This window comes from Pseudonocardia broussonetiae, assembly GCF_013155125.1.
GTDB lineage: Bacteria > Actinomycetota > Actinomycetes > Mycobacteriales > Pseudonocardiaceae > Pseudonocardia > Pseudonocardia broussonetiae.
In genome coordinates this window covers 3,588,461-3,613,228 of the sequence record NZ_CP053564.1, presented here as the reverse complement: position 1 = coordinate 3,613,228, position 24,768 = coordinate 3,588,461, and the positions used below count along the sequence as shown (strand labels likewise).

24 protein-coding genes are annotated in these 24,768 nt (G+C 75.3%); 12 read left to right on the top strand and 12 right to left on the bottom strand.

Translation table 11 applies throughout. The features are described 5' to 3' along the window. Positions 1-44: 44 nt before the first annotated feature. The 5 genes from HOP40_RS17835 to HOP40_RS17815 form a co-directional block, all read right to left on the bottom strand. Positions 45-896: a class I SAM-dependent methyltransferase gene (locus HOP40_RS17835; protein WP_172160048.1), complete on the bottom strand. Its 852-nt coding sequence runs from the start codon at positions 894-896 to the stop codon at positions 45-47. A gap of 56 nt (positions 897-952) precedes the next feature. Beyond that, the gene (locus tag HOP40_RS17830) at positions 953-4,072 is read right to left on the bottom strand and encodes an ATP-binding protein (RefSeq protein WP_172160046.1); all 3,120 of its coding nucleotides are present in this window, start codon (positions 4,070-4,072) and stop codon (positions 953-955) included. 85 nt (positions 4,073-4,157) lie between these two features. Next, positions 4,158-4,493 (bottom strand): AzlD domain-containing protein, encoded by a 336-nt coding sequence (locus HOP40_RS17825; RefSeq protein WP_172160044.1) that lies wholly within the window; start codon positions 4,491-4,493, stop codon positions 4,158-4,160. Continuing rightward, positions 4,486-5,214 carry an AzlC family ABC transporter permease gene (locus HOP40_RS17820; RefSeq protein WP_172160042.1) on the bottom strand — a complete coding sequence of 243 codons (729 nt, stop codon included), beginning with the start codon at positions 5,212-5,214 and terminating at the stop codon, positions 4,486-4,488. The genes HOP40_RS17825 and HOP40_RS17820 overlap by 8 nt, the downstream gene beginning before the upstream one ends. Then, positions 5,211-6,005 (bottom strand): PIG-L deacetylase family protein, encoded by a 795-nt coding sequence (locus HOP40_RS17815; protein ID WP_240157127.1) that lies wholly within the window; start codon positions 6,003-6,005, stop codon positions 5,211-5,213. The genes HOP40_RS17820 and HOP40_RS17815 overlap by 4 nt, the downstream gene beginning before the upstream one ends. Before the next feature lie 410 nt (positions 6,006-6,415). On the opposite strand from HOP40_RS17815, the gene HOP40_RS17810 reads away from it, so the two are divergent. Beyond that, entirely contained in the window at positions 6,416-7,726 is a 1,311-nt protein-coding gene (locus HOP40_RS17810) for a BtrH N-terminal domain-containing protein (RefSeq protein ID WP_172160040.1), read from the top strand. A gap of 86 nt (positions 7,727-7,812) precedes the next feature. Beyond that, positions 7,813-8,826, top strand: coding sequence for an ABC transporter substrate-binding protein (locus HOP40_RS17805; protein WP_172160038.1), 1,014 nt, complete (start codon positions 7,813-7,815; stop codon positions 8,824-8,826). Here HOP40_RS17805 and HOP40_RS17800 read toward each other — a convergent pair. Further along, positions 8,780-10,075, bottom strand: a complete 1,296-nt coding sequence (locus tag HOP40_RS17800; RefSeq protein ID WP_205346797.1) for an MFS transporter — start codon at positions 10,073-10,075, stop codon at positions 8,780-8,782. The genes HOP40_RS17805 and HOP40_RS17800 overlap by 47 nt on opposite strands. A gap of 224 nt (positions 10,076-10,299) precedes the next feature. On the opposite strand from HOP40_RS17800, the gene HOP40_RS17795 reads away from it, so the two are divergent. After that, positions 10,300-11,610 carry a DUF6884 domain-containing protein gene (locus HOP40_RS17795; RefSeq protein ID WP_172160036.1) on the top strand — a complete coding sequence of 437 codons (1,311 nt, stop codon included), beginning with the start codon at positions 10,300-10,302 and terminating at the stop codon, positions 11,608-11,610. 203 nt (positions 11,611-11,813) lie between these two features. Here the strand turns inward: HOP40_RS17795 and HOP40_RS17790 are convergent, their stop codons facing one another. Further along, a complete protein-coding gene (locus HOP40_RS17790) occupies positions 11,814-12,029 on the bottom strand; it encodes a hypothetical protein (protein WP_172160034.1) in 216 nt (71 codons plus the stop codon). Between the two features lie 174 nt (positions 12,030-12,203). Between HOP40_RS17790 and HOP40_RS17785 the strand changes: the two genes are divergently transcribed. After that, positions 12,204-13,211, top strand: coding sequence for an alpha/beta fold hydrolase (locus HOP40_RS17785; protein ID WP_172160032.1), 1,008 nt, complete (start codon positions 12,204-12,206; stop codon positions 13,209-13,211). A 12-nt stretch (positions 13,212-13,223) separates the two neighbouring features. Here the strand turns inward: HOP40_RS17785 and HOP40_RS17780 are convergent, their stop codons facing one another. Continuing rightward, entirely contained in the window at positions 13,224-13,526 is a 303-nt protein-coding gene (locus HOP40_RS17780) for a hypothetical protein (RefSeq protein ID WP_172160030.1), read from the bottom strand. Next, a complete protein-coding gene (gene uvsE, locus HOP40_RS17775; protein WP_172160028.1) occupies positions 13,523-14,419 on the bottom strand; it encodes a UV DNA damage repair endonuclease UvsE in 897 nt (298 codons plus the stop codon). Before uvsE ends, HOP40_RS17780 begins: the two co-directional genes overlap by 4 nt. Before the next feature lie 38 nt (positions 14,420-14,457). On the opposite strand from uvsE, the gene HOP40_RS17770 reads away from it, so the two are divergent. Continuing rightward, a complete protein-coding gene (locus HOP40_RS17770) occupies positions 14,458-14,976 on the top strand; it encodes a 2'-5' RNA ligase family protein (protein ID WP_172160026.1) in 519 nt (172 codons plus the stop codon). A gap of 18 nt (positions 14,977-14,994) precedes the next feature. On the opposite strand, the gene HOP40_RS17765 is transcribed toward HOP40_RS17770, so the two are convergent. Beyond that, positions 14,995-15,639 (bottom strand): response regulator transcription factor, encoded by a 645-nt coding sequence (locus HOP40_RS17765; protein WP_172160024.1) that lies wholly within the window; start codon positions 15,637-15,639, stop codon positions 14,995-14,997. Positions 15,640-15,788: 149 nt separating this feature from the next. On the opposite strand from HOP40_RS17765, the gene HOP40_RS17760 reads away from it, so the two are divergent. The 6 genes from HOP40_RS17760 to HOP40_RS17735 all read left to right on the top strand — a co-directional run bounded on the left by HOP40_RS17760 (position 15,789) and on the right by HOP40_RS17735 (position 21,946). Beyond that, positions 15,789-16,490 (top strand): DUF4097 family beta strand repeat-containing protein, encoded by a 702-nt coding sequence (locus tag HOP40_RS17760; RefSeq protein ID WP_172160022.1) that lies wholly within the window; start codon positions 15,789-15,791, stop codon positions 16,488-16,490. A gap of 53 nt (positions 16,491-16,543) precedes the next feature. Further along, entirely contained in the window at positions 16,544-17,356 is an 813-nt protein-coding gene (locus tag HOP40_RS17755; RefSeq protein WP_172160020.1) for a CPBP family intramembrane glutamic endopeptidase, read from the top strand. 114 nt (positions 17,357-17,470) lie between these two features. After that, positions 17,471-19,267, top strand: coding sequence for a sensor histidine kinase (locus HOP40_RS17750; protein ID WP_172160018.1), 1,797 nt, complete (start codon positions 17,471-17,473; stop codon positions 19,265-19,267). A 250-nt stretch (positions 19,268-19,517) separates the two neighbouring features. Continuing rightward, a complete protein-coding gene (locus HOP40_RS17745; RefSeq protein ID WP_172160016.1) occupies positions 19,518-20,144 on the top strand; it encodes a hypothetical protein in 627 nt (208 codons plus the stop codon). 98 nt (positions 20,145-20,242) lie between these two features. Further along, a complete protein-coding gene (locus tag HOP40_RS17740) occupies positions 20,243-21,196 on the top strand; it encodes an ATP-binding cassette domain-containing protein (protein WP_172160014.1) in 954 nt (317 codons plus the stop codon). A gap of 6 nt (positions 21,197-21,202) precedes the next feature. Next, positions 21,203-21,946 carry a hypothetical protein gene (locus tag HOP40_RS17735; RefSeq protein ID WP_172160010.1) on the top strand — a complete coding sequence of 248 codons (744 nt, stop codon included), beginning with the start codon at positions 21,203-21,205 and terminating at the stop codon, positions 21,944-21,946. 90 nt (positions 21,947-22,036) lie between these two features. Here the strand turns inward: HOP40_RS17735 and HOP40_RS17730 are convergent, their stop codons facing one another. Continuing rightward, positions 22,037-22,531: a MarR family winged helix-turn-helix transcriptional regulator gene (locus HOP40_RS17730; protein ID WP_172160009.1), complete on the bottom strand. Its 495-nt coding sequence runs from the start codon at positions 22,529-22,531 to the stop codon at positions 22,037-22,039. Between the two features lie 121 nt (positions 22,532-22,652). Here HOP40_RS17730 and HOP40_RS17725 point away from each other — a divergent pair, with 121 nt between their 5' ends. After that, the gene (locus HOP40_RS17725; protein WP_172160008.1) at positions 22,653-23,597 is read left to right on the top strand and encodes an NADP-dependent oxidoreductase; all 945 of its coding nucleotides are present in this window, start codon (positions 22,653-22,655) and stop codon (positions 23,595-23,597) included. Positions 23,598-23,616: 19 nt separating this feature from the next. Here HOP40_RS17725 and HOP40_RS17720 read toward each other — a convergent pair whose 3' ends face one another. Continuing rightward, positions 23,617-24,747, bottom strand: coding sequence for an epoxide hydrolase family protein (locus HOP40_RS17720; RefSeq protein WP_172160007.1), 1,131 nt, complete (start codon positions 24,745-24,747; stop codon positions 23,617-23,619). Positions 24,748-24,768 lie beyond the last annotated feature (21 nt).

Genomic DNA, 24,768 nt, shown 5'->3' with positions numbered 1-24,768 from the left:
GACGGGCGGTGGGCCGCCCGCGTCCGCGGACGGCCCACCTCCTCTCAGCCGCTCCGGCGGGCGGTGAGGACCAGGTACTCCCAGTCCATCACCGTGGAGCCGGTGCCGCGGTCGGCGCTGGCGGCGACGGCGGCGAGGTCGCGGTCGAGCGCCGCCACCTTGTCCGCGTCGTCGGCGATGCCGCGGTAGACCGCGACCGTCGGGCCGTACACGGTCTTCCAGTGGTCCCGCCACGCCTCGGGCGTGGCGAACCGGTCGGTCGTCAGCACCTCCCGCGTCGTGGTGACGTCGGTGACGCGGTCGCCGAGCAGCGCCCGGACGTGGTCCTCGTCGCCCCACAGCGGCGGCGGCTGCGCACCGGGCGGCGGCGCGGGCGCGAAGGGCTTCATCGCCCGGAACATGTCGCCGACGAACCCCTGCGGGGTCCAGCTGAGCAGCCCGATCGTGCCGCCGGGGCGGCACACGCGGACCAGCTCGTCGGCCGCACGCTGGTGGTGCGGCGCGAACATCACGCCGATGCAGGACAGGACGACGTCGAACGCGCCGTCCTCGTAGGGCAGCGCCTCGGCGTCGCCCTCCTCCCACTCCACCTGCACGCCGTGGCGCGCGGCGAACGCCCGCCCGGCCACGAACAGCTCCGGCGTCAGGTCCGACGCCGTCACCCGCGCGCCCGCCACCGCCGCCGGTACCGCCGCGTTCCCGGCGCCCGCGCCCACGTCCAGCACCCGGTCCCCGGGGCGCACCCCGGCGGCCGCCACGAGCACGGGCCCCAGCTCGGGGATCAGCTCGACGGCCACGCTCGGGTAGTCCCCCAGCGCCCACATCGCCCGGTGCCGGGCCTTGAGCGCCCGGTCTGCCGCAGCGTCGGTGTCCGTCGTGTCGATCGTTCCCGTCATCGTCTTCTCCTCCTGGTCGGTGCGCCTCCGGCTGTGCCCGGTGCGCGCCTCCGACGCTAGGAACGCGGCGTTCGCGTGCCGTTCGCGTCCGGGAGGAGGTCGGCGGGCTCCGGGGGAACGCCGAACGGCCCGTCGGGAACGCCGCGGGCGGCGAGGTCGGCGCGGCACCGGGCGAGCAGGACGACGCTGCCGTGCGCGGCGGCGAGCCGGGCGCCCTCGCGCAGGCGGGCCACGGCCCCGTCCGCGTCGTCGCCGAGGGCGGCCCGCGCGCGCAGCACCTCGGGCAGCCACCACACGTCGTCGCGGGCCCGCCCGCTCTCCAGGGCGGCGTCCAGCATCGCGCGGGCGGCGTCGGGGCGGCCCTCCCGCCGCTCGATGTCGGCGCAGAGCGACAGCCAGTACGGCATGCGGGCCAGCGCCCCGTCGGCGGTGAGCGCCTCCACGCCGCGCCGGGCGAGGGCGGCCCCGGTGCCGTCGTCGCGGCTCCAGCCGGTGAGCACGAGCCCCCACTCCCGGTAGTAGGCGAAGGAGTAGCGCCCGCACAGCTCGCCGAGCTCGGCGACGGCGCGGCCGAGCTCGTCGCGGTCGCCGCGGAGCTGGCGGGTGACGGCGGCGTAGGCCAGCGCGACGGCGAGCTGGTGCGCGCTGTCCCCGGCCCGCGCGCGGGCGACGGCGTCGGCGGCGCACTCGCGGGCCCGGTCGGCGTCGCCGAGCAGCCAGTGCACGTGCGCGGTCCACGCGGGCCCGTGGACGTCGGTCCGCGTGCCGACGGTCAGCTCGTGCGCCCCGCCGTAGCGGGCCGCGAGCGCGAAGTGCTCCACGGACTCCGCGAGCCGCCCCAGGCTCGCGGCCGACCCGGCGAAGCCGAAGTGCACCGGCCCGCGCAGGGGCGAGTCGGGGGGCACGATCTCCAGGGCGCGCGTGGCCGTGCGGTGGGCCACCGCGGTGTCGCCGTGCACGAACTGCGCGGCCCACAGCCCGACGAGCGCGTCCAGGGCGGACTCGCGCCGCCCGAGCGTCTCGGCGAGGCCGATGGCCCGCTCCAGCGCGTCCCGGATCAGCGGCGACGCGGGCCCGTACCGGGCGGTCAGCGGCCGGACCAGCGACTCGATGAGGGTCAGCTCGCGGCCGAGCCGGTCGCGCCCGTCCGGCAGCCCGCGCACGATCTCCAGGGCGGCCTCGTGCAGCCGGATCGCCTCGTCGTGGGCGAACATCGACGCGGCGACGGCGGCGGCCCGCCGGTAGTTGTCGACCGCCCGGTCCGGGCGCCCGCCGCGGGCGTACTGCTCGGCGAGCTGCGCGGACACCGCGTCGGGCTCGTCGGCGTGCAGCAGCTCCAGGCCCTGCGCGACGCGCCGGTGCAGCAGCCACCGCCGGGGCGGGCTCACGCCCGCGTAGGCGACGTCGCGCAGCAGGTCGTGGGAGAAGTCGTAGCCGTCGCCGACCTCCCGCAGGATGCGACTGCGCCACAGCTCGTCCACCGCGCGGACGACGGCGTCGGCGGGCAGGTCGGCGGCCTCGGTGAGCAGGTCGAGGGTGACGTCGCGGCCCACGGCGGCGGCCAGCCCGGCGAGGTCGCGGGCCTCGTCGCTCACCTGGGCGAGCCTGCTCTGCAGGACCGACGCCAGCTGGTCGCCCGCGGGGGCCGCGGCGTCGGCGCGCCCGGCCTCGACGATGTAGAGCGGGAAACCGCCGGTCGTCGCGTGCAGCAGGTCCGCCTCGGCCGCGGTCAGGGCGCTGCCGGTGACGGCCGCGGCGAGGGCGGCCGTGTCGGCGACCTCGAACGGGCCCAGGGCGATCTCTGTGAGCCGGCCGGTGGCGCGCATCCGGGCGATCCACTCCCCCACCGCCGGGTCGTGGTCCTCGCGCAGCGTCGCCACCACCAGGACGGGCTCGTCCGTCGCGAGGCCGAGGCAGAACGTCGTGAACGCCAGCGTCTCCTGGTCGCACCACTGCAGGTTGTCGATCGTCAGCAGGACGGGCCGGTCGACGGCGAACACCGCCCTGCTCAGTCCCTCGAAGAAGCGGTGGCGCTGCCAGGCGTCGACCATCGCGCGCGGGCCGGGCCGCGCGGGTTCGGCGCGCGGCCCCGCCGGGGGCAGCAGGCGCTCCACCTCGGCCCGCCACACCGGGTCGACCGACGGCAGCGCCGCGCGGACCGCGGGGGTGCGCAGCCAGTCCGCGACCGGGGCCAGCGCGAGCCGCCCCGACGTGCCGAAGCACTGCGCCTGCGCCACCACCGCGCCGCCGTGGCGGACCTCGTCGGCCAGCTCGGCCATCAACCGGGACTTGCCGATCCCCGGGTCCCCGCGCAGCAGGACGAGCCCGGCGACGCCGGTGGTCGCGGTGCCCCACCGCCCGCGCAGCGCCTGCAGCTCGGCCGCGCGGCCGACGAACCGCCCGCCCCCGCCCGTCCGCCGGCGGGGCGGTTCGACGACCGCGGCGACGGCCGGGCCCGAGCGGGCCAGCAGCCGGTTCAGCGCGGCGCGGGTGAGCGGGTCGGGCTCGACGCCGAGCTCGCGCTCGAGCACCGAGGCGCAGTGGTGGTAGGCGCTCACCGCACCCGCCCGGTCGCCCTGCTCGCCGTGCAGCTCGATCAGCGTGCGGTAGCCGGACTCCTCCACGGGGCGCAGCGCCACGCGACGCCGCGCGGCCCCGATCGCCCGGTCGGGGTCGCCGGCCCCGCGGTGCGCCGCGACGCACCGGTCGAGCAGGTCGACGCACTGCTGCTCCAGCTCGGCGCGGGTGTCGCGGGCCCAGTCCTCGTCGCTGCCGGGCAGGAACTCGCCCCCGTAGCGGGCGACGGCGGCCGACGCGCGGGCCAGGAACGCGTCCCGGTCGGTGGCCGCGAGCGCGGCGGCGCGGTCGGCGCGGAAGGCCCGGACGTCGACGACGCAGGTCGGGCTGTCGCGCCAGGCGAGGTCGCGCGGGGTGACGACGAGCGCGGGCTCGTCGCCGAGGACGGCGCGCAGCTGGTGCAGCTCGCGCCGCAGGTTGGTCAGCGCCTGCTCGTCGGAGGAGTCCGGCCAGAAGGCGGCGGCGATGCGCTGGCGGGTCTGCGGCGCGTCCCCGTGCGCGACCAGGAACGCGATGAGCGCGATCGTCCGCGACGACCGCGCCCGCACGACGCCGTCGGGCCCGGCGAGCAGCTGCTCGCCGAGCAGGGTGACGTCCATCGTCGCCGCTCCTCCCCCGCGCGGACCGCACGGCCAGCCTCCCGGCCGACCGGCCCGCGCGGCAGGGGCCGGTCGGGGGACCTCGTCAGCCCAGCACCGCGTGGGCCAGCACCGACAGGCCGAGACCGGCGAACAGCGCCAGCGGCAGGCTCCGCGTGCGCCGCCACACGAGCGCGGCGACCGAGGCGGCCAGCAGCGCGGGCACGGTGTCGACGACCGTCACGGCCCCCCGCGGGGCGATCAGGGCGGGCAGCGTGATCGCGGCCAGCACCGCGGGCCCGACGTGCGGCAGCAGCCGGGCCAGCGGCCCCGGGGGCCGGTCCTGTGCCGTGACCAGGAACGCCGCGCGCAGGGCGTAGGTGCCCAGTGCGGCGACGAGGAGCACCAGCAGCGGCTCAGCCACCGTGATCGTCTCAGCCACGGGGACCACCCGCCGCCCCGCTCCGGGCGGCCAGCGCGCCGGCCGCCACACCGGCAGCGGCGCCGACCAGCACGTCCAGGCCCAGCGGCAGCGCGAGGACCGCAGCGGCCGCGAGGCCCCCGGACGCGGCGGCGACCACCGCGGCGCGGGTCCCGAGCATCGGCAGCAGCAGGAGCAGGAACGTCAGCGGCGCGGCGTCGTCGAGCCGCAGACCGGCGGGCAGCGCCCCGGCCAGCAGCATCCCGAGCCCCGTGACCAGCGACCAGACGACCCACAGCGTCACGCCGACGCCGGCGTAGTAGGCCCTGCGCTCCCGCGGCGGCCCGGACCCGGCGGGGCCCGCGAACCGGGCGGCGACCAGCGCGTAGACGGGGTCGGCGAGCAGGTGCGCCGCGGCCCAGCGGGTGCGCCGGGGCCAGTCCGCGACGTGCGGGGCGAGCGCGGCGCCGTAGAGCAGGAACCGCGCGTTGACCACGAGCACGGCCGACACGGTGACCACGGCGCCCGCGCCCGCGCCGAGCAGCTGGACCGCGAGCAGCTGCCCGGCCCCGCCGAACAGCAGCGGCGACGACGCCCACGCCACGAGCGGGGGCACGTCCGCGTGCGCGAGCGCCGCGCCGACGGCCATGCCGAACGGGAGGTAGGCGACGATCACCGCGACCGTGTCGCGCGCGCCGCGCCGCAGCTGGGCGGCGACCGCCGGGTTCGCCGGGGCGCTCATGCCGCCACCCGCCAGGTGCCCCAGGTGCGGGAGCAGGCGGCCTCGGCGGCGACGAACGCCTCCACCGACCACCACGTCCGCACCCGTTCCTCGCCGACGGCCGCGATCAGTCCGGTCGTCTGGCCGGCCTGCGCGCGCAGCGCCACGACCTTCCGGTCGAGCGCCGCGCCGTCCAGCCGCAGGTGCACCGCCAGCGCCGACTCGGGCGTCCGCAGCGGCAGCCCGTCGGCGAGGAACACCGGGAACGCGTCGCGGGCGGGCTCCCACGCGTCGACGAACTCGCCGGTGGTGGTCGCGTGCAGCAGGCGCGTCCCCGGCGCGACGGCGGCCCGGGCGTCGGTGACCCAGGCGGAGACGGTCTGGTGGTCCTCGTGGCCGGTCAGGCCGTCGGGCCCGAACGTCAGGATCGTGTCGGGCGCGACGGCCTCGATCACGCGGCCGAGGTGGCGCACGAGCGCGTCGTGGGGCTGCGCGGCGCAGGTGCCGTCGGTGATGCCGAGCAGGTGGTGCTCGTCGACGCCGAGGACGGCCAGCGACGCCTCGAGCTCGTGGCGCCGGACGCGGGCCAACCGGTCGGGTGGCCACTCGTGCGGGTCGTCGGTGCCGCGCTCGCCGAGCGTCGCGGTCACGCAGACCACCCGCTGCCCGGCGTCGCGGGCGGCGGCCATCAGGCCGGCGGACAGGAACGCCTCGTCGTCGGGGTGGGCCCAGACGCCGAGCACCGTCCCGAGGGCGGTGACGTCGGTGGTGGCGGGCCCGGTGGCCCGCGGGGTGAGGGGGATGACGGACAACGGAAGAGCTCCTCGTGGGTCCGCGGCCGACCGGCCGCAGGATCACCCGCGTCCGGGTCCTCCCCGGTCCGCGGCGGCCGGTGGCTCCGGCGCTCCTGCGACGCTAGGAACCGGCCGTTCCGCACGCGTTCGGGTCGCGGCCCGCCCGTGCGGGGGCGGGGCGAACGGCGAGCGGGGCGGCGAACGGCCGCGGCGCCTCCTCCCTGCACCGCCGCTGTGGCACACTCCCCGCACGGCGTCGGCCACGCCGGACCTCCAGACCGGGCTCCCACGCGACCCGGCGACGCGGGGGCGAAGGGGACTGCGGGAGCCTCGGCCCCGACCAGACCGGTGCACGACCAGCTCGAACCGGCCGGGGCGGCGTGCGGGGCGTGGTGACCGCACCCGCCGTCCGGCCGTGGGGAGCGGTCATGACCCGTCAGAAGCAGCTCAAGGCCCGGATCCGCGCGCGGATGGCGCGCACCGGCGAGAGCTACAGCACCGCCCGGCTGCACGTCGCCGGGCCGTCCGGACCCGTCGAGCACGCCGGCTACCGGCTGCGCGGCGGGACCCACCCGGCGTCGGCCGCGCTCGCGAACGTCCTGGCGCACCACGGCGTCCGGGCGGCGGGCGCGGAGCTCTCCGAGGCGCTGGTGTTCGGGATCGCCGGCGGACCGGGCGCGGGCTACATCCTGTGGGAGTTCGCGCACGACGGCAGCCGCCCGGTCGTGCTCGGGTTCTCCTCCCAGTGGCAGTACGCCGACCGGGCGCCGCTGGCCGCGCTGTCCCGGCTGGGGGTGCCGGCCGCCGTCGAGCGGACCGGGGGCGCCGTCGGCGCGGCCCGGGCCCTGGACGCCGCGCTCGACGCCGGCACGCCCGCCCTGGTCTGGCCGGACCGCCACGTCGTCGGCTACGGGCACCTGCCGGCGAGCTTCGACGGCATGGGCGGGCACCCGGTCGTCGTGCACGGGCGGGACGGCGACCGCTACCGCGTCGACGACCGCACCCTCGCCCCGCTCGGCGTCCCCGCCGACCGCCTGCGGGCCGCCCGCGCACGGGTGGGCTCGTACAAGAACCTGCTGGTCGTCCCGCGGCCCGAGGGCGACGTGCCCGAGCAGGTCCTGCACGCGGCGGTCGCCGACGCGATCACCGACGGCGCCACCCGCCTCGGCGGCACGTCCGCGTCGTTCGCGCTGCCGGCGTGGGCGAAGTGGGCGCGCACCCTCACCGACGCGGGGGCGGCGAAGGGCTGGCCGCGCGTGTTCGCCGACGGCCGCGGCCTCACCGGCGCGCTGGCCTCGGTCTGGGAGGGCGCCTCTCCCGCCGGCGCGACGGGCGGGCACCTGCGCGACCTCACCGCCGCGTTCCTCGACGACGCCGGACCCCTCGTCGGCGGCACCGCGCCGGCCGCGCGGGCGTGGCGCGCGGCCGCCGCGGCCTGGCACGGGGTGGCCGAGGCGGCGCTGCCGGTCGACGTCCCGCCGTTCGCGCGGCTGCGCGAGCTCACCGCGGCCGTGCAGCAGGCCGTTGTGGCCGAGGGCGACGCCGGCGCCGCGGCCGCGGAGGAGTCCGCGGGCGAGCTGTGGGCGCTGCGGGCCGAGCTGGACGCCACCCCTCCCCTCTCCACGCCCGAGCGCGACGACCTGTTCGCCGCCCTGGCCGCCCGCCTCCGTGCCGCGCACGCGGCGGAGGTGGTGGCGGTGGCCGAGATGGCGGCGTGGTCGGCGAGCCGCGCGCGCTGACCCGGGGCGTCACGCACCGGCCGTCGACCATCGCCCGGTCATGATCCCGTGAGATATGGTGAGGGTCACCTAACCCGGAGGCACGCGTGGACCTGCAACTCACCCGTCGTACGGCGCTCACATGGAGCCTGATCTCGGTGGCCGGGCTGGTCACCGGGTGTGCGGGCGACGATCCGGGAACGGACGCGGGCGCCGCGGCCGGTCCCGCGGAGCCCGGCGCCTACCCCGTGACGCTGGAACACGTGCACGGGTCGACCACCGTCACCTCGGCGCCGAGCCGCGTCGCGGCCGTCGGGATCGGTGACGCCGACGTGCTGCTGGCGCTGGGCGTGATGCCGGTGCTGGTCCCGGTCTGGACGGGCTCCACCGACGACGGCGTCGGCGAGTGGGCCGAGCCGCACCTCGGCGCGGCGGCACCGGCCCCGCTGGCCGACGCGACCACCGACTTCGACCTCGAGTCGATCGCGGCGGCGCGCCCGGACCTGATCGTCGCGGTCAACAACGCGATCGAGGAGGACACCTACCGCAAGCTCGCGGCCATCGCGCCGACCGTCCTGCACGCCCCGGGGCAGACCGACTGGGCACTGCCGTGGAAGGACGTCACGGCGCGCATCGGCTCGGCGGTCGGGATGCCGGGCCGGGCGGCGGCCGAGATCCGGGAGGTCGAGGAGGTCTTCGCCCGGACCAGGGCCGATCACCCGCAGTTCGCCGAGCGGACCGCGGCGCTGGTCCGGGTGCTCGAGGGCGGGACGCTGCGCGTGTTCAGCCCGGCCTCGGCGCGCGGACAGCTGCTGACCGAGATGGGCTTCGGCCCGGTCGCCGGCGTCCGCGACGCGTTCGGCAGCGAGCTCTACGTCGACGTCGCCGCGGAGAACCTCTCGCAGGTGGAGGGCGACCTGCTCGTCGTCGACAACTACGCGAAGGCCGAGCCCGTGCTCGCCGCGGTGCCGACGTTCGCCGCGCTCGGGGTGGTCCGCTCCGGCGGCATGATCGGCCTGGACCCCGTGACGAGCGACGCCGTGTCGATGCCGAACTCGTTGACCATCCCGTTCGTCATCGACGAGATGCTGGAGCGGATCGGGCGAGTGCCGCTGGGCTGAGTCGGTCGCGACCGCTCCACAGCCACATCGCCCCCGCCGACGCGGCGACGACCGCGGCCAGCGCCAGCCACGGCGCGGCCGCGGTCGTGCGGCCGGCGTCGACCAGGTCGTAGATCCACCCGACCAGCACCGAGCCGACCAGCGTCGCCAGTCCCCCGACCGTGCTGAGCATCCCGAAGTGCGCGCCCAGGTTGCGCTCGCCGGCGAGCCGACCGATGACGTCGCGCATCGGCGGCACCATCAGCATCTGCCCGACGTGCAGCAGCGCGACCCACCCGACGAGCCCGGCGAGCGCCCGTCCCGGGTCGGCGAGCAGCAGCGGCGGGACGAGGAAGGACAGCGCGATCAGCGCGAGCCCGCCGACGATCGCGTTCCGGTGCCCGAGGCGGCGGGCGCACGCGACCGCCGGTCCCTGCCCGACGATGACGAGCACGGCCGCGCCGGCGAAGAACCAGCCCAGCGCGGCCTGCGACCCCGTCGAGCGGTCCAGCTGCTCGGGCAGGACGAGGTAGAGCTGGTTGTAGGCGAGCAGCTGCGTGGCGCACAGCACGACGAAGAACAGGAACGACCGGTTCACCAGCACGGTCCGCCACACCTGGCGCAGGGTCGGCGCGACCGCGCCGGGCTCGGCCGCGCTGGTGCTCGCGTCGTCGGGCAGCCAGCGGGCGAACGCGAGCCACAGCAGCGCGAACAGGCCGGCGGCGGCGACGGCGGTCCACCGGAACGGGACGACCAGCAGCACCGCACCCAGCGCCGGCCCCACCACCGAGCCCAACCGGCTGCACATCTGCTCCAGACCGAACAGCTCGGTGCGCGCCAGCACCCCGTCGGCCTCGAGCCGGTGGCCGTACACGGCGTTGGTCGACTCGACCGCGGGGGCGAACAGCGCGGCGGCGAGCCCGACCAGCACCACCCCGACGATCATCGACCAGAGGTGCTCCGCGAACCCCAGCGCGACGAACGCGACCACCCGCAGCGCGACGCCCAGCAGCACGATCGGGCGCGCCCCGAACCGGTCGGCCAGGCTCCCACCGAGGAAGAACAGCCCCTGCTGGCTGAACGTGCGCAGCCCCAGCACGAGCCCGATCGCCCACGCCGCGAGGTGCAGCTCGTCGGCCAGGTGGACCGCGAGGAACGGCACGACGAGGTAGAACCCGACGTTGAACAGCACCATGGAGGCGAGGATCAGCCGCACGGGGGGCGGCAGGATCCTCACGATCCTCAGCCGGCCGACCAGGGATCGCTTCACCGGCTCACCCGCACGGGATCATCCTAGGTCGCGGTGATCCCGGTCCGGCGCGCGTGCCGGAGGTACCGCCGTCACGCACCGTGCGCGGCACACGGGCTGCCACCGGTGTCCCGGTCGTGGAACCGGTGCGTCAGGGCCCGGTCAGGTGCATCCCCCTTGGCGGATCCCGTGTCCGATCCGACGATGCGTGCGGGCTGAGGCAATGGATCGTGAAGACTGGGCAGATGGCGAACTGGGTCCTGCTGACCGAACGGTTGGTCCGCGAGAGCGGGCCCGTGCGCATGACCTGGGCCGAGTTGCAGGCGCTCGTGGGTGAGCTGCCGGCGTCGGCCGAGAAGCACCGGGCGTGGTGGGGCGGCGACCGCTCGCACGTGCGCGCGTGGCGCAACGCCGGCTTCACGGTCGGCGGACTCGATCCGGGCCGAGAGGTGACCTTCGTTCCTGCCCCCGGCGTTCCTCCTCGCACCACACCCGTCGAGCTCCGCGACGAAGCGGCGCTGCAGGACGAGCCGCGGCCTGCTGACGTGCTCCTCGTGGGCTGTGTGAAGACGAAGTCGGCCTCCCCGTGCGCCGCCAAGGACCTCTACGTCTCGCCGCTGTTCCTCAGTGAGCGCCGGTACGCCGAGGCCCGTGGTCTGCCCTGGTTCATCCTCTCCGCGGAGTACGGGCTGGTCGCGCCCGATGAATGGATCTCGCCCTACGAGCGGTACCTGCCTGACACCCCGGCGTCCTACCGAGCGGCATGGGCCGCGTGGGTGGCAGCACGACTCGAGATGATCGTCGGTCCGCTGAGCGGCACGACCATCGAGGTGCATGCCGGCGAGACCTACCTCCAGGCCGTCTCACCGCCCCTCAACGCCAGGAGCGCCGTGGTGACGGCCCCCCTGGCGGGGCTCGGCTTGGGAAAGCGGATGGGCTGGTACGCAGCGCAGCCGTCCGGCTTGAACGCGGTCCGGGAGGACTCCGCGCCGCCACCGGACGCCGCCCCGGAGGCGGTGGACTCCATGGTGGCGACCCTGCTCGACGACACCGCCGCCATGACCGCCGCGACGTTCCTCGGCAGCCGACGTGATGTGCTGAACGCACCAGGTCTCTACAGCTGGTGGGTCGACGCCACCGGCGCCGCGGACCTCTCCGCCGGACTCGGCCTCACGGTTCGCCCCGGGCTGATCTACGCAGGCTTGGCCGGCGCGACGCGCTGGCCCAGCGGGAAGCGTTCGACGAACACGCTGTGGTCACGGATCGCAGGCATGCACCTGGGAGGCCGACACGAGTTCTCCACGTTCCGGCGCACCCTCGGATCCGTCCTCGCCTCCGCGCACGGTGCTGTGACCATCGATGAGGAGGCCCTGACCCGCTGGATGAACCAGCACCTCGCCGTCCGCGTCGCCGTCGTCCCCGATGCCGATGCGCTCGGACGGCTCGAACGGGACGTCCTGGGTGTCATCGATCCGCCGCTCAACCTGAAGGGCATGACCGGCACGCCCGTCCGCTCGCGCCTCACGGAACTGCGGCACATCTACGGACGAACCTGATGCCGACCGCCGATCTCGCGCGCTGCCCACGTCTCCATCCACCCGACCCTCAGGTGCGATGTCGAGGTGTTCGTCGGCGTCGCTCCTCTGCCCGCGACCCACGAAGCTGAGACCCGCAGCGCCGAACGGGACACGCACTAACCCGTAGTCCTGCTCGGCGCATCCGGGTCGACGACGTCCGCCGCCGGTGCGTCAGGGCCCCCTCAGGCCGATTCCTCCGGCGGCTCGTCGGCGTCCGCCGGGGTCGCGGAGATGTCCCGCGGCAGCTCCGTCCGGTCGATCCGGTCCTCCGCCGCGGCGCGCGGTTCGGTCTCCGCCCACTCCTCGCGGTGGCCACCGGCACCACCGGTGCGCCCCCGCACCTCCCGGCCGAGCTCCTCGTCGACGCGGGCCCCGTGCTTGCTGCTCCCTCGCTCCACCGTCGTCTCCTCCGTCCGGTACTCGAATCCCGACGACGCGGGCGTACCCGGCGCGGCACCGGCGAACCCGACCGACCGATCCCGGCGGGGACTCCCCCGCGCTCGGTCTGGTCTGCGGCGGCCTCCGCGCCTAGCCTTTTTCGGACACAGGTCCGGGAGAGGAAGGCTGACGCCGTGCCGCACGAGGTCTTCGAGTTGGGTGACACCGCACTGCAGAAGGGCGGCGTCCTGCCCGCCGCGCGGCTGGGGTACACGACGCTGGGCGAGCTCAACGAGGCCCGGGACAACGTCGTCGTCTGCCCGACCTGGTTCACGGCGACGCCGTCGGACACCGCGGCCACGATGACGGGCGCGGGGCGCGCGCTCGACCCCGAGCGCTACTTCATCGTCGTCCCCAACCACTTCGGCGCGGGCGTCTCCTCCTCCCCCAGCAACACCCCGCCGCCGTTCGACCGGGGCAGGTTCCCGCACGTCACTACCTACGACAACGTCGCCGCGCAGCACCGCCTGCTCACCGAGGAGCTGGGGGTGGAGCGGATCAGGCTGGTCACGAGCTGGTCGATGGGCGCGTGCCAGACCTACGCCTGGGCGGCGCGGCACCCGGAGATGGTGCGGGCCATCGCGCCGATCTCGGGGTCGGCCCGCACCGCGCACTTCAACAAGGTCTTCCTGGCCGGCAACATCCGCGCCATCACCTCCGATCCCGACTGGAACGACGGCTTCTACACCGACAAGCCGCCCGTCCGGGGCGTCCGGGCGATGGCCGCGCTGTACGCCGGCTGGGGCTTCTCGGAGCCCTTCTACCGGGCCGAGCTCTTCCGGGCGTTCGGCGCGAAGGACGTCGACGAGTTCATCGACCGGTTCTGGGACCCGTTCTTCCTCAAGTGCGACGCGAACGACCTGCTCGCCCAGATGTGGACGTGGTGGAACAACGACCTCGGCGACCACGCCGACTTCGGCGGCGACTTCGACGCGGCCCTGGGCGCGATCACCGCGCGGACGATCATCCTGAACGCCGAGACCGACTCCTACTTCCCGCCCGTCGACAGCGAGTACGAGGCGAGCCGCATCGCCGGGGCCGAGTCCCGGCCGATCCCGACCGTCTGGGGCCACCTCGCCCCCTTCAACCCGCAGGACCAGGAGTTCATCGACGCCGCCCTCCGGGAGCTCCTCGAGGACTGAGAGGGCGACCAGTCACGACTTCCCCCTCCACGCCAGGCTCCGCGCGTCGTGCTCGCGGACCAGCGGGTCGCCCTCGACGGCCATGCGCTCGGCCAGCTCCACGGCCGCGGCCAGCTGCGCGTCGTCGAGCTGCGCGAACGCGGGCGAGCGGCGCCGGTCGAGCACGTCGTACCAGCACCCGCCGACCGCGGCGTCGAGCACGATCCGCCCGAAGCAGTGGTCGGCGGTGACGACCCACCGGCCCGCGCGGGCCCGGCGGGGCAGCTCGTGCAGCACCAGCTCCCGGTAGCGGGCCAGCAGCTCCTCGCGGGTCACCGCTCCACGGTGCCCAGCTCGTCGAGCACGACGCGGGCCTGCAGCGCGCTCGCCTCCTTGTTCTTGATCTCCAGCATGACGTCGACGTCGCGGCGGCGCAGCCGGCGGACGAAGCTGCGGAAGTGCTCGACGTCGAGCGTGACGGCGTGCGCGCCGGGCCGCCGGGCGGGGTCCTGGGTCGAGTAGTCGACCATCGGGGTGCCGTCGGCCGGGCCCCAGGTCGCCGCGGCCAGGTCGAGGCCGCGGAGCTCGGTCTCGCCGTCGTTGCGGATGCTGTGGTGCAGGGTGTCGAACAGCACCGGGACGCCGACGGCGGCGTGCAGGCGCAGGCACTCCGCCAGGCTCGCGTCGCGCTCGTCGTTCTCGATCACCAGGCGCTCGCGCACCGCCTCCGGCAGCGCGGCGTACCGCTCGGCGAACACCTCCATGCTGCGCTCGGCGTCGCCGTGCCGTCCGCCGAGGTGGATCTGCACCTTGTGGGTCCGGTCGAGGCCGAGCGCGTCGAGCAGCTCGGCGTGGTAGACGAGCTCGGCCACGCTGCTCGCGTACGTGGCCTCCGACGGGGAGTTCAGCACCACGAACTGCCCGGGGTGCAGGGAGATCCGGACGCCGTGGGCGCGCACGTACGCACCGATGTCGGCCAGCTCGCCGGCGAACCGGCCGCGCCAGTCGTACCCCGCCGACACCGGGTGCGACGCGAACGGGACCAGGTTCGAGGTGATCCGGAAGAACATCAGCCGGTGCTCGGTGTTCCAGGCCAGCACCCGGCGCAGGCAGGCGAGGTTCGCGGTGATCGTCTCCGTCATCCGCTCCTCGGAGAAGGACGCGAGGCGGAACGTGCCCGAGCACCGGCACGCGAGGGCCTGGTTGATCGCGGGGTAGCCGAGCTTCACGGCCGTCACGCTACGACGGCGGATGGCAGTCTGCCGGGATGGACGACCGGCCCCTGATCCTCACGCTCCGCCTGGACCCGGCGTCGCAGGAGCGGTTCGACGCACTGCGCCGCGCGCACTTCCCGTCCGGTCGCAACCACCTCGCCGCGCACGTCACGCTGTTCCACGCGCTACCGGCCGTGCACGCGGACGACGTGCGCGCGGACCTCGCGGAGGCGACCGGCCGCGCGCCGTTCGCCGTCGAGGTCGCGGGCCTCCGGTCGCTCGGCCGCGGCGTCGCGTACGTCCTGCGCAGCCCCGAGCTCGACGCGCTGCGCGCCGCGCTCGCCGGCCGCTGGCGTCCGTGGCTCACTCCCCAGGACGCCCAGCGGTTCTCCGCCCACGTCACGGTGCAGAACAAGGTGGCGCCCGACGCCGCCCGCGCCCTGCTCGACGCGCTGACGGCCGAGTTCGTCCCCGGCACCGCCCGCGCCGAGGGCCTGGACCTCTGGCGCTACGCCGGCGGGCCGTGGGAGTTCGACGGCGGGTACGGGTTCCGGCCCGGTCCCCCGGACTGACCCGACGTCCGACGCGGCTCAGCCGCGCAGGTGGGCCAGCACCGCGAGGACGCGCCGGTTGTCGTCGGCGTCCTGGTGCAGGCCCAGCTTCGTGAACACCCCGCGCACGTAGGCCTCGACCGTCTTCGGGCTGAGGTGCAGCCGCTCGCACACCGCCTGGTTCGACCGACCCTCGGCCATCAGCGCCAGCACGTCGCGTTCCCGGTGGGTCAGGTCGTCGAGCGGGTTGCGGGCCCTCCTCCGCCCGACGAGCTCGGCCACCACGGACGGGTCGATCACGAGCCCTCCCGCCGCCACCCTCCGGACGGCCTCGGTGAGCTCGTCGAGGTCGGAGACGCGCTCCTTGAGGAGGTAGCCGGCACCCCGGGCGCCGTCCTCGATCAACTGCAGCGCGTAGTGCGGCTCGACGTGCGCGGAGAGCACCAGCACCCCCGTCGACGGGTGGCTCGTCGCCAGCGCGCGGGCGGCGTCGAGTCCCTCGGTGGTGTGGGTCGGGGGCATCCGGATGTCGACGACGGCGCAGTCGGGCGGGTCGTCGCGCACCGCGTCGAGCAGCGCCTGTGCGTCGCCGACGCGGGCGACGACGTCGAACCCGGCCTCGGTCAGCACGCGGGACAGCCCCTCGCGGAACAGCACCGCATCGTCGGCCACGACCACCCGCATGCGGCCGGAGCGTACTGACCGCGCGGCAGCCGGGGAACGGATCGCCGGGTGCGCCGGGTGCACCCGGACCGGTCGTGCAGGGAAAGCCCTGCCCGGAGCCCGGTGCTGGGCCCGTGGTGGCCGCGGGTCCCCGGGCGGAGGCTCGACCGATGACCACGACACCGCCGTACACCGTCCGGATCCGACCCGTCGACCCGCCGCGCCGACGGAGGACGGGCCTGGCACTGATCGTGGGCGCCGGGGTCGTGCTGCTCGCCACCGGCGGCGCCGTCGCGTTCGGCGTCGCCACCGCCGCATCCCTCCGGACCGAGTCCTCGTCGGAGTCCGTGGCCGGCGTGGCGGAGGTCGTCATCGACGTCGACGCGGGCTTCGTGGCCCTGCGCGGAGGCACCGGGCCGGACGTCGAGGTGCGCACCACCCGGATCTGGGCGCCGGGATCCGAGCCCGTCGTCGAGCGCCGCCTCGAGGGTGGCGTGCTCACGCTCACCTCGGACTGCCCCGCGTTCGACCTGGGATGCGAGGTCGAGCGGGAGATCGTCGTACCTGCCGGGACGAGCGTCCGCGCGCGGACCGTGGCGAGCGACGTCGAGGCCGTCGGGATCGACGTTCCGCGGTTCACCGCCACGACCGTCGGCGGTTCGGTCACGGCCTCCTTCTCGGTGCCCCCGGACGAGGTCGCGGTCCAGACCGTGTCGGGCGACGCCCTGCTGACCGTTCCGCCCGCCGCCTACCGCGTCACCACCGCGACCGTGACCGGCCGCGAGCGCGTCGACGTCGCGCAGGACCCGGCCGACGGCCGGACCGTCTCCGTCCGCACCGTGTCCGGGGCCATCGAGATCCTGCCCGGCTGAGCACCCCGTCAGCGCACCCCCCTCCCCCACCGCAACCGCTTCGAGGAGCGCTCATGTCATCGATCGTCACGTGGACCCGTCAGCACCGGCTGGTCGCCTTCTTCGGTCTCGCCTTCGCCGTGTCGTGGTGGGTGTGGCCGTTCCACGCCCTCGGTCTCGCGCCGACGGCGTTCTTCCCGTGCGGGCCGCTCGTGGCCGCGCTCGTCGTCATCGGTGTCACCGAGGGCCGGCCGGGCTACCGGACGCTCGGCGCCCGGATGGTCCGCTGGCGGGTCGGCCGGCGCTGGTGGGCGGTGGCGATCGGCACACCGCTCGCAGTGCTGGCCGTGGCCGCAGCCGCGAACGTCGTGGTCTGGGGGGCTCCCGCTCCGGTGCCGGCCGACATGGCGTGGGGAGCTCTGGCGGTCGGCCTCGCCGTCCGGTTCGTCAACCCGCTCGACGGCCCGCTCGGTGAGGAGCCGGGCTGGCGCGGCTACGCCCTCCCGCAGCTGCAGACCACCCGGTCGCCGCTGGTCGCCGGCCTGGTCCTGGGCGGGTTCGCCGCGCTGTGGCACCTCCCCCTGGTCGTCACGGGGCAGCTCGCCGCGAACGGGCTGGTCGTGACGTTCGCGATCACGCTGGTCTACGTGTGGCTGTTCAACCGCACGGGCGGCAGCGTCCTGATGACGATGGTGTTCCACATCGCCCAGGGCCTCGGGCACGCCGCTCTGGGGTTCGCCGGGGCCGACGCGGCGCGGATGGACCTGCTCACCGGCGCCCTCTGGTGCGCCATCGCGGTCGGGGTGATCGTGCTGGACCGGGGGGCGTGGCGGGTCGCACCCGTGTCGGCGGTGGCGGAACCGCCGGCGGAACCCGTCCTGCGCTGACGGGCGCGACGCGCACCGGGCCGGGTCCGCACCGTTCAGCGGTGCCGGCCCGGCCCGTGCGGGCGCTACCGTGCTCGTCCCGACCGGCCACGTCCGGCGGAGAGGAGTGGCGCGATGCCCGGCGACGCGGTCACCGGACTGCTGAGCCAGGGCAACGAACGCGTGGCGAGCCGGTTCACGAGGCCCGAACCGCACCGCGCGTTCTGGATCGCGCTGTGGACCGTCGCCGCGGCCGCCGAGTTCGGGGCGCTCGCGCCGGTGCTGTTCCGCCACGTGGCTTTCGAGCCCGTCGACGTCGTCTTCCGCCTGGTCGGCGGCTCGTTCGCGGCGTGCGGGTTGATCGCCTGGCACCGGCGTCCGGACAACCACAGCGGCCGGTTGATGACCGCGACCGGCTTCGCGTTCTTCGTCAGTCCCCTGTTGGGCCAGCTCGACACGCCACTCACCCGGACGGCCGCGCTGTGGCTGCCCGACCTCTGGATCCTGTTCTTCGTCCCGCTCGTGCTGACGCTCCTGACCGGTGGACGGCTGCGGACCGGGGCGGACCGGGCCCTCGTCGGGACGATCCTCGTCGCGCTGCTGGTCCTCGCCCCGCTGTGGCTGATGTTCTCCCCCGAGGAGGACAACCTCCTCCGGATCGTCGGGGAGGGGCGGCTCGCCGGCGTCGTCGACACCGTTCAGCGCGCCGTGTTCGTCGCGGTCCCGGTCGCCACCGCGGTGGTGCTGGCCACCCGCTGGCGGACGGCGTCCGCACCGGGACGACGCGCCCTGCTCCCGGGCGTGGCCGGGGCGGTGTGCCTGCTGCTCTTCGCGCTGCTGCTGGTCGTGCACCTGGTCACGGGCGAACGATCGCAGCTGCTGCTCTGGATCGCGGCCTGCTCGATCGCGACCGTTCCGCTGGCCTTCCTGGTCGGGCTCCTGCGCTCCCGGCTCGCGCGCGGCGGACTCGCCGACCTGTTCCGCGGGCTCCGGACGATGCGACCGGACGAGCTCCAGCCGGCGCTGGCCAGGGCACTCGGGGACCCCGGACTGCTCGTCGCCTACCCGCTCCCGGACCACCGGGGCCACGTCGACGGCGACGGCGTCCCCGTCACCCTCCCCGCACCGGGGGGCGACCGCTCGGTGGCCGTGGTCGAGCGCGACGGCGAGCAGGTCGCCTCCCTCGTCTACGACAGGTCTCTGGACGACGACCCGGAACTGGTCGAGGCGATCGGCGGGGCGGCCGCCATCGCGCTGGAGAACGCCCAGCTGCACGCCGAGGCACAGGCGCGCCTGGTCGAGCTCCGGGCCTCCCGCGAACGGATCATCACCGCCGCCGACGCCGAACGGCGCCGCATCGAGCGCAACCTGCACGACGGCGCCCAGCAGCGCCTGGTCACCCTCGCCCTGCAGCTCTCGCTCATCGGCCGGCAGATCCGCCACGACCCGAGCGACGCCGAGCAGCTCGTCACCTCCGCCGCCGAGGAACTGGCCCGGTCCCTGGAGGAGCTGCGGGAGCTCGCCCGCGGCATCCACCCCGCCGCTCTCGACCAGGGCCTGGAGTACGCCCTCGACGCTCTGGTCCTGCGCTCGGCGGTACCGACGACCCTGATCGTCGAGCCCGGCGGCCGCCTGCCCGAGCACGTCGAGTTCGCCGCGTACTTCGTCGCGTCGGAGGCGTTGGCCAACGTCGCGAAGCACGCGCACGCGAGCGCCGCCACCGTCCGCGTCGTGCGGACCGGACCGGATGCCGTCGTCGAGATCACCGATGACGGTGTCGGCGGTGCGGACCCGACGCTCGGGTCGGGGCTGCGCGGATTGACCGACCGCGTCGAGGCGCTCGGCGGGCGGCTGCGGTTGTCCGGCTCGGCAGACGGCGGAACCGTCGTCACCGCAGTGCTCCCACAGCGGCGACGAGCGCGCACGCACTGACCGGCACCGGCCCCCGGTCCAGGGTTTTCCCTGGTCACGGCGGAGGGCCCGCACGATGGTCGGCCGCGTGGGCCCGGCGAACACTGGGGACGCACCGCCGGGTCGTCGACCCGGCGGACCACGCCCCAGGAGGATCGTCATGCCTCGTCCTCGTCCGACCGGGCCCCGGGTGCCCGGTCGTCCACGCGATCACCGTGCGGCCGAGCCGTCGCGCTCCGGTCCTGTCCTGACGGTCGGTCGGCCCCCGGTCGTGACGGCCCTGCAGCGCGGGACCGGACCGGCGGCGGTGCTCGCCGGAGGGCTCTGGGCCGCTCAGGGACTGATCTGGACGCTCGGACCCGCGGTCCAGGCGGTGGACCCGCCGTACCGGATCACGGACCGGCCGCTCTTCGCACTGTTCTGGCTCGCGATCGTCGGCGCCGTCCTCTGCTCGGCAGCGGCGCTGCTCGGGCTGCTGCACCGCGGCGGGGACCGGCCGGACCGCGCCGCACGGGCGACCGGCACGAGCGCCACCGCCGCGGGGGCGGCGCTCGGCACGGCCGGGGTGGCGGGCATCGCCGTCGTCGTGGCCGCGCTCGACGTCGCGGAGGAGCTCGGCCTCGCCGTTCTGACCCCGGCTCTGAACCTGGCCGGGCTCCTGCTCCTGGTGGCACTCTCGCTCGCCGGCTCCGCGGTACCGCGGACCGGGATCCTCACCGGCCGGCCGGCCGCCCTGCCCGCGGTGCTGGCCGTCCTCACGCTGCTCAGCCTGGGTGCGATCGCGGCCGCCGCATCGACCGCCGTGATCGGGCTGGTCTTCGCCGTGGTCGTCGTCACCCTCCTCGGTGCGACGTGGGCGCTCCTCGGGTGGGCCCTCCGCCCGCAGTCGGGGCGGTGATGCGCCGGCCCCCTCGACGCAGGCCGGCGCCGGCCCGGTGCCGCACCGTCCTGCGGATCGCGACAGAGCTCTGCAGGCGACCGAACCACGGAGGAACGATGATCGAGACCCGCAGTCTGACCAAGCGCTACGGCCCCACCCTGGCCGTCGACGACCTGTCCTTCACCGTCCGGCCCGGACGGGTGACCGGCTTCCTGGGCCCCAACGGATCGGGCAAGTCCACCACGATGCGGATGATCCTCGGGCTGGACGGACCGACCAGCGGCGAGGCGTTGGTCCAGGGGAAGCCCTACCGGCAGCTCGACCGTCCGCTGCGCACGGTCGGGGCCCTGCTCGACGCCGGGTGGGTCCATCCCCACCGCTCGGCCCGCGCGCACCTGCGCTGGCTGGCGAGGTCGAACGAGCTGCCCCCGAGCCGCGTCGACGACGTGCTCGACCAGGTGGGACTCACCGCCGTCGCCGACCGCAGGGCCGGCGGGTTCTCCCTCGGCATGTCCCAGCGCCTGGGCATCGCGGGAGCCCTGCTGGGCGATCCGGAGATCCTGCTGTTCGACGAACCCGTCAACGGGCTCGACCCGGAGGGCATCGTCTGGATCCGGCACTTCATGCAGCGCCTCGCCGGTGAGGGCCGCACCGTGCTCGTCTCCAGCCACCTCCTGCCGGAGATGGCGCTCACCGCCACCGACCTCGTCGTCATCGGGCGCGGCCGGCTGATCACCCAGTGCAGTACGGCGGCGTTCGTCGACGGGGCGGCGGAGTCGACCGTCCGGGTGCGCAGCCCGCAGGTCCCGGAGCTGGCCGTGGCGCTGAGGCGGCACGGACTCGGCGTCGCCCCCGGCGAGGACGGCCACGCGCTGGTCGTCACCGGGGCCGACACCGCCCGCGTCGGCGAGCTCGCCGCGGGGGCGGGTGTGGTGCTGCACGAACTCTCCGCGGTCCGCGGATCACTCGAGGAGGCCTTCATGCAGATCACCGGGCACGACGTGGAGTACGTCGCCGGAGGACCCGTGGACGACGACCGGGCCGTGGCACTCGCCGCGGCGAGGAGGTGACAGGCCATGTCGGTACTCGCAGCTGAACGGATCAAGCTGACCTCGACCCGCTCGCCCTGGTGGTGCGTGGGCTCCGCCGTGGCTCTCACGATGGGGCTGAACGCGATCGTCGTCGTCGCCGCGACGCGGGAGGACGGCATCCCCGCGACGGTGGCAGCGACGCAGTTCGGCTACACCACCGGGATGGCGGTGCTGATGGTGATGGCCACCCTCGCCGTCACCACCGAGTACTCCGTCGGGACCATCCGCACGACGTTCCTCGCCGTGCCGGGCCGCACCGCCGCCCTCGCGGCGAAGACCGCCGTCGTCGCGGCGGTCGCGGGCGTGGTCGGACTGGTGACCGGGTTCGGGAGCTGGGCGATGGGCCGGCTCCTGCTCCCCTCGGCCGATCTGGCACTGGCCGGCGCGACCGAGTGGCGCCAGGTCGCCGGCGTGGGCCTGGTCTACCTCGTGGCGTCCGTGGTGGCCGTCGCCGTCGGCATCCTGGTCCGGCACACCGCAGGTGCGGTCTCGCTCGTGCTGGTGTGGGCACTGATGGCCGAGCAACTGCTCACCCTGGTCCCCGGCGTCGGGAACGCGATCGGGCCGTGGCTCCCGTTCCAGGCCGCGAAGCGCTTCCTGACCGCCGGGGAGGCACCGACCGGCGCCGGCCTGCTGGACGGACCGTGGGCCGCGATGGGCTACTTCGCCGCGGTCGCCGCCGTCCTGCTCGCCGTCGCGATCGGGCTGGCGAAGCACCGCGACGCCTGACCGGCAGGACCGCGCCCGCGCCCGCCCCGGGTCATGGGGCGGGCGCGGAGGCGCGGGGCCCGGAGGCGCGGGGCCCGGCGGAGCGGGAGGTCACCGCCGCCGGCGGGCGGCGGAGCGCGGCGGCGCCGCGCGCATGTGGTCGCGCACCGGCGACAGCAGGGCGGCCAGGGCCTGGGCGTCCTCGCGGGAGAGCGGCCCGAACAGCTGCTGCTCCAGCACCTCGGTGTGGCCGGGCAGCACCTTCGCCAGCAGCGCCCGTCCGGCGTCGGTGATCGTGACCGTGACCCCCCGCTCGTCGTCCGCCGAGGGCGATCGCGAGACCAGGCCGGCCTTCTCGAGGAGCCCGGCCTGGTAGGTCAGGCCGCTGCGGCTGTAGACGACGCCGTCGGCCAGGTCGGTCATCCGCCTGCTGCCCGTCGGCGAGCCGAGACCGAGCTGCGCCAGCAGCTGGAACTGCACGTAGCTGAGGCCGCCCGCCTCGCGCAGCTGCTGCTCGACCGCGTGCCGGAGCAGGTTCGCCACCTCCATGAGGGCGAAGTACGCGCCCAGCTGCACGGAGTCCAGGGACGACGGCTCCTCGGTCACGGCGTCGACCCTAACAGTCGCTTCGGATTCGCAGTACTTGCTTCATCTTCGAAGCACTGCTAGCGTCGATGACGTGCTTCGAAGTCGAAGCAGTAGCCCGAGCGAGAGCGAGAGACCAGTGATGAAGGCAGTCCGCTTCCACGAGTACGGCGAGCCCGACGTCCTGCGCTACGAGGACGTCGAGGTGCCCGTCGCCGGCCCCGGGCAGGTGCGGGTGCGGGTCGCCGCGACGACGTTCAACGGCGTCGACGGCAACATCCGCGCCGGGTTCATGCAGGGCCCGATGCCCCTGAGCCTCCCGCACGTCCCCGGCCTGGACGTCGCGGGAACGATCGACGCGCTGGGCGAGGGCGTGAGCGGCCTCGCGGTCGGCGACGAGGTGATCGGCTTCCTCCCGTTCGTCGCCGACGGCGCCGCCGCGGAGTACGTCCTCGCCCCCGCCGAGGTCCTGGCGCCGGCCCCGACGAGCATCCCGCTCGCCGACGCGGCCGCACTGCCCGTGGTCGGCCTCACGGCCTGGCAGGCCCTCGTCGACCACGCCCGGCTCGAGCCCGGGCAGCGCCTCCTGATCAGCGGCGCCGGTGGGGCCGTGGGCGGCTACGCGGTGCAGCTGGCCAAGGCGACGGGCGCCCACGTGATCGCCACCGCGAGCCCCCGCAGCAGCGAGCGCGTGGCGAGGGCGGGTGCCGACGAGGTCGTCGACCACACCACCACCGACCTGGTCGCCGCCGTCACCGAGCCGGTCGACGTCCTGCTCAACCTCGCCCCGATCGACCCCGCCCGGTTCGCGGCCCTGACCGCCCTGGTCCGCGACGGCGGCGTCGTGGTCAGCACCACCGTCTGGATGCCCGCCCCCGCCGACGAGGACCGCGGCGTGCGCGCCGTCGACCTGTACGTCCGCAGCGACCCGGCCCAGCTGTCGGAGCTCGTCGCGCGGGTGGACCGGGGCGAGCTGACCGTCGACGTCGCCGAGCGCGTCGCACTGGCCGAGCTGGCACCGGTCCACGCCCGCGCGGCGGCGGGAACCCTGCCGGGCAAGGTCGTGGTCCTGCCGACCCCGGCCTGACCCGACCCCCGGACGCCGGTCAGCGCAGCCCGGCGAAGAAGGCGCGGATGTCGCCGGCGAGGACGTCGGGCACCTCCAGCGCGGCGAAGTGGCCGCCGCGCTCGAACCGGCTCCAGTGCACGATGGCGGAGTTGTCCCGCTCGGCGAACACCCGGATCGTCTGGAAGTCGTCGGCGAAGACGGCGACGCCCGTGGGTGCGGCGTTCACCCGCGGCTCGCCCTCGGCGCGGGCGTTCTCCAGGTAGCTGCGGCTCATGCCCGCCGCCGCGTTGGCGAACCAGTTCACCGTGACCTCGGTGAGGATCGCGTCGAGCGGCACGAGCGAGGTGCCGTTGCCGAAGGAGTTGAACAGCTCGCTGTAGGCGAGCAGGGCGACCGGGGAGTCGCTGAGCCCGACCGCGACGGTCTGGGGCCGGCTCGCGTTCATCGTGTTGTAGCCGCCCACCGACTGGAACCACTGCATGTGCTCGAGGCCCGCGTAGTCCTGGGGCTCCAGGCGCTCGAACTCGCTGGGGTCGCCGGACGGGAACGAGAAGAGCTGCAGCACGTGCAGGCCGAGGAAGCCCTCGGGCGCCAGCAGGCCGAGCTCCCTGGCCACCATCGCCCCGTGGTCCGAGCCGTGGACGCCGTAGCGGGTGTAGCCCAGGCGCCGCATGAGCTGGTCGTAGGCGCGGGCGATCCGCGCGGTGTCCCACCCGGCCTCGGTGACGGGCTGGGAGAAGCCGTAGCCGGGGGCGTCGGGGATCACGACGTCGAAGGCGTCCTCGGCGCGGCCGCCGTGCGCCACCGGGTCGGTGAGCAGGTCGACCAGGTCGAGGTAGTCGACCGACGAGCCGGGGTAGGTGTGGGCCAGCAGGAGCGGCGTCGCGCCGGCGTGCGGGGAGCGCACGTGGACGAAGTGGACGAGCTGCCCGTCGACCTCGGTCGTGAAGTGCGGCACGGCGTTGATGCGCTCCTGCTGCGCCGCCCAGTCGTAGCCGGTGCGCCAGCGCTCGACGGCGTCGCGCAGGTAGCTGTTCGGGGTGCCGTAGCTCCAGTCGTCGCCGGGCGCGGGCTGCGGCAGGCGGGTGCGGGCAAGCCGGTCCATCAGGTCGTCCAGCTCGGCGGCGGTGACCTCGACGCGGAAGGGGCGGACCTCGGTGTTCGTCATGACCATGACACTATGGGCAAT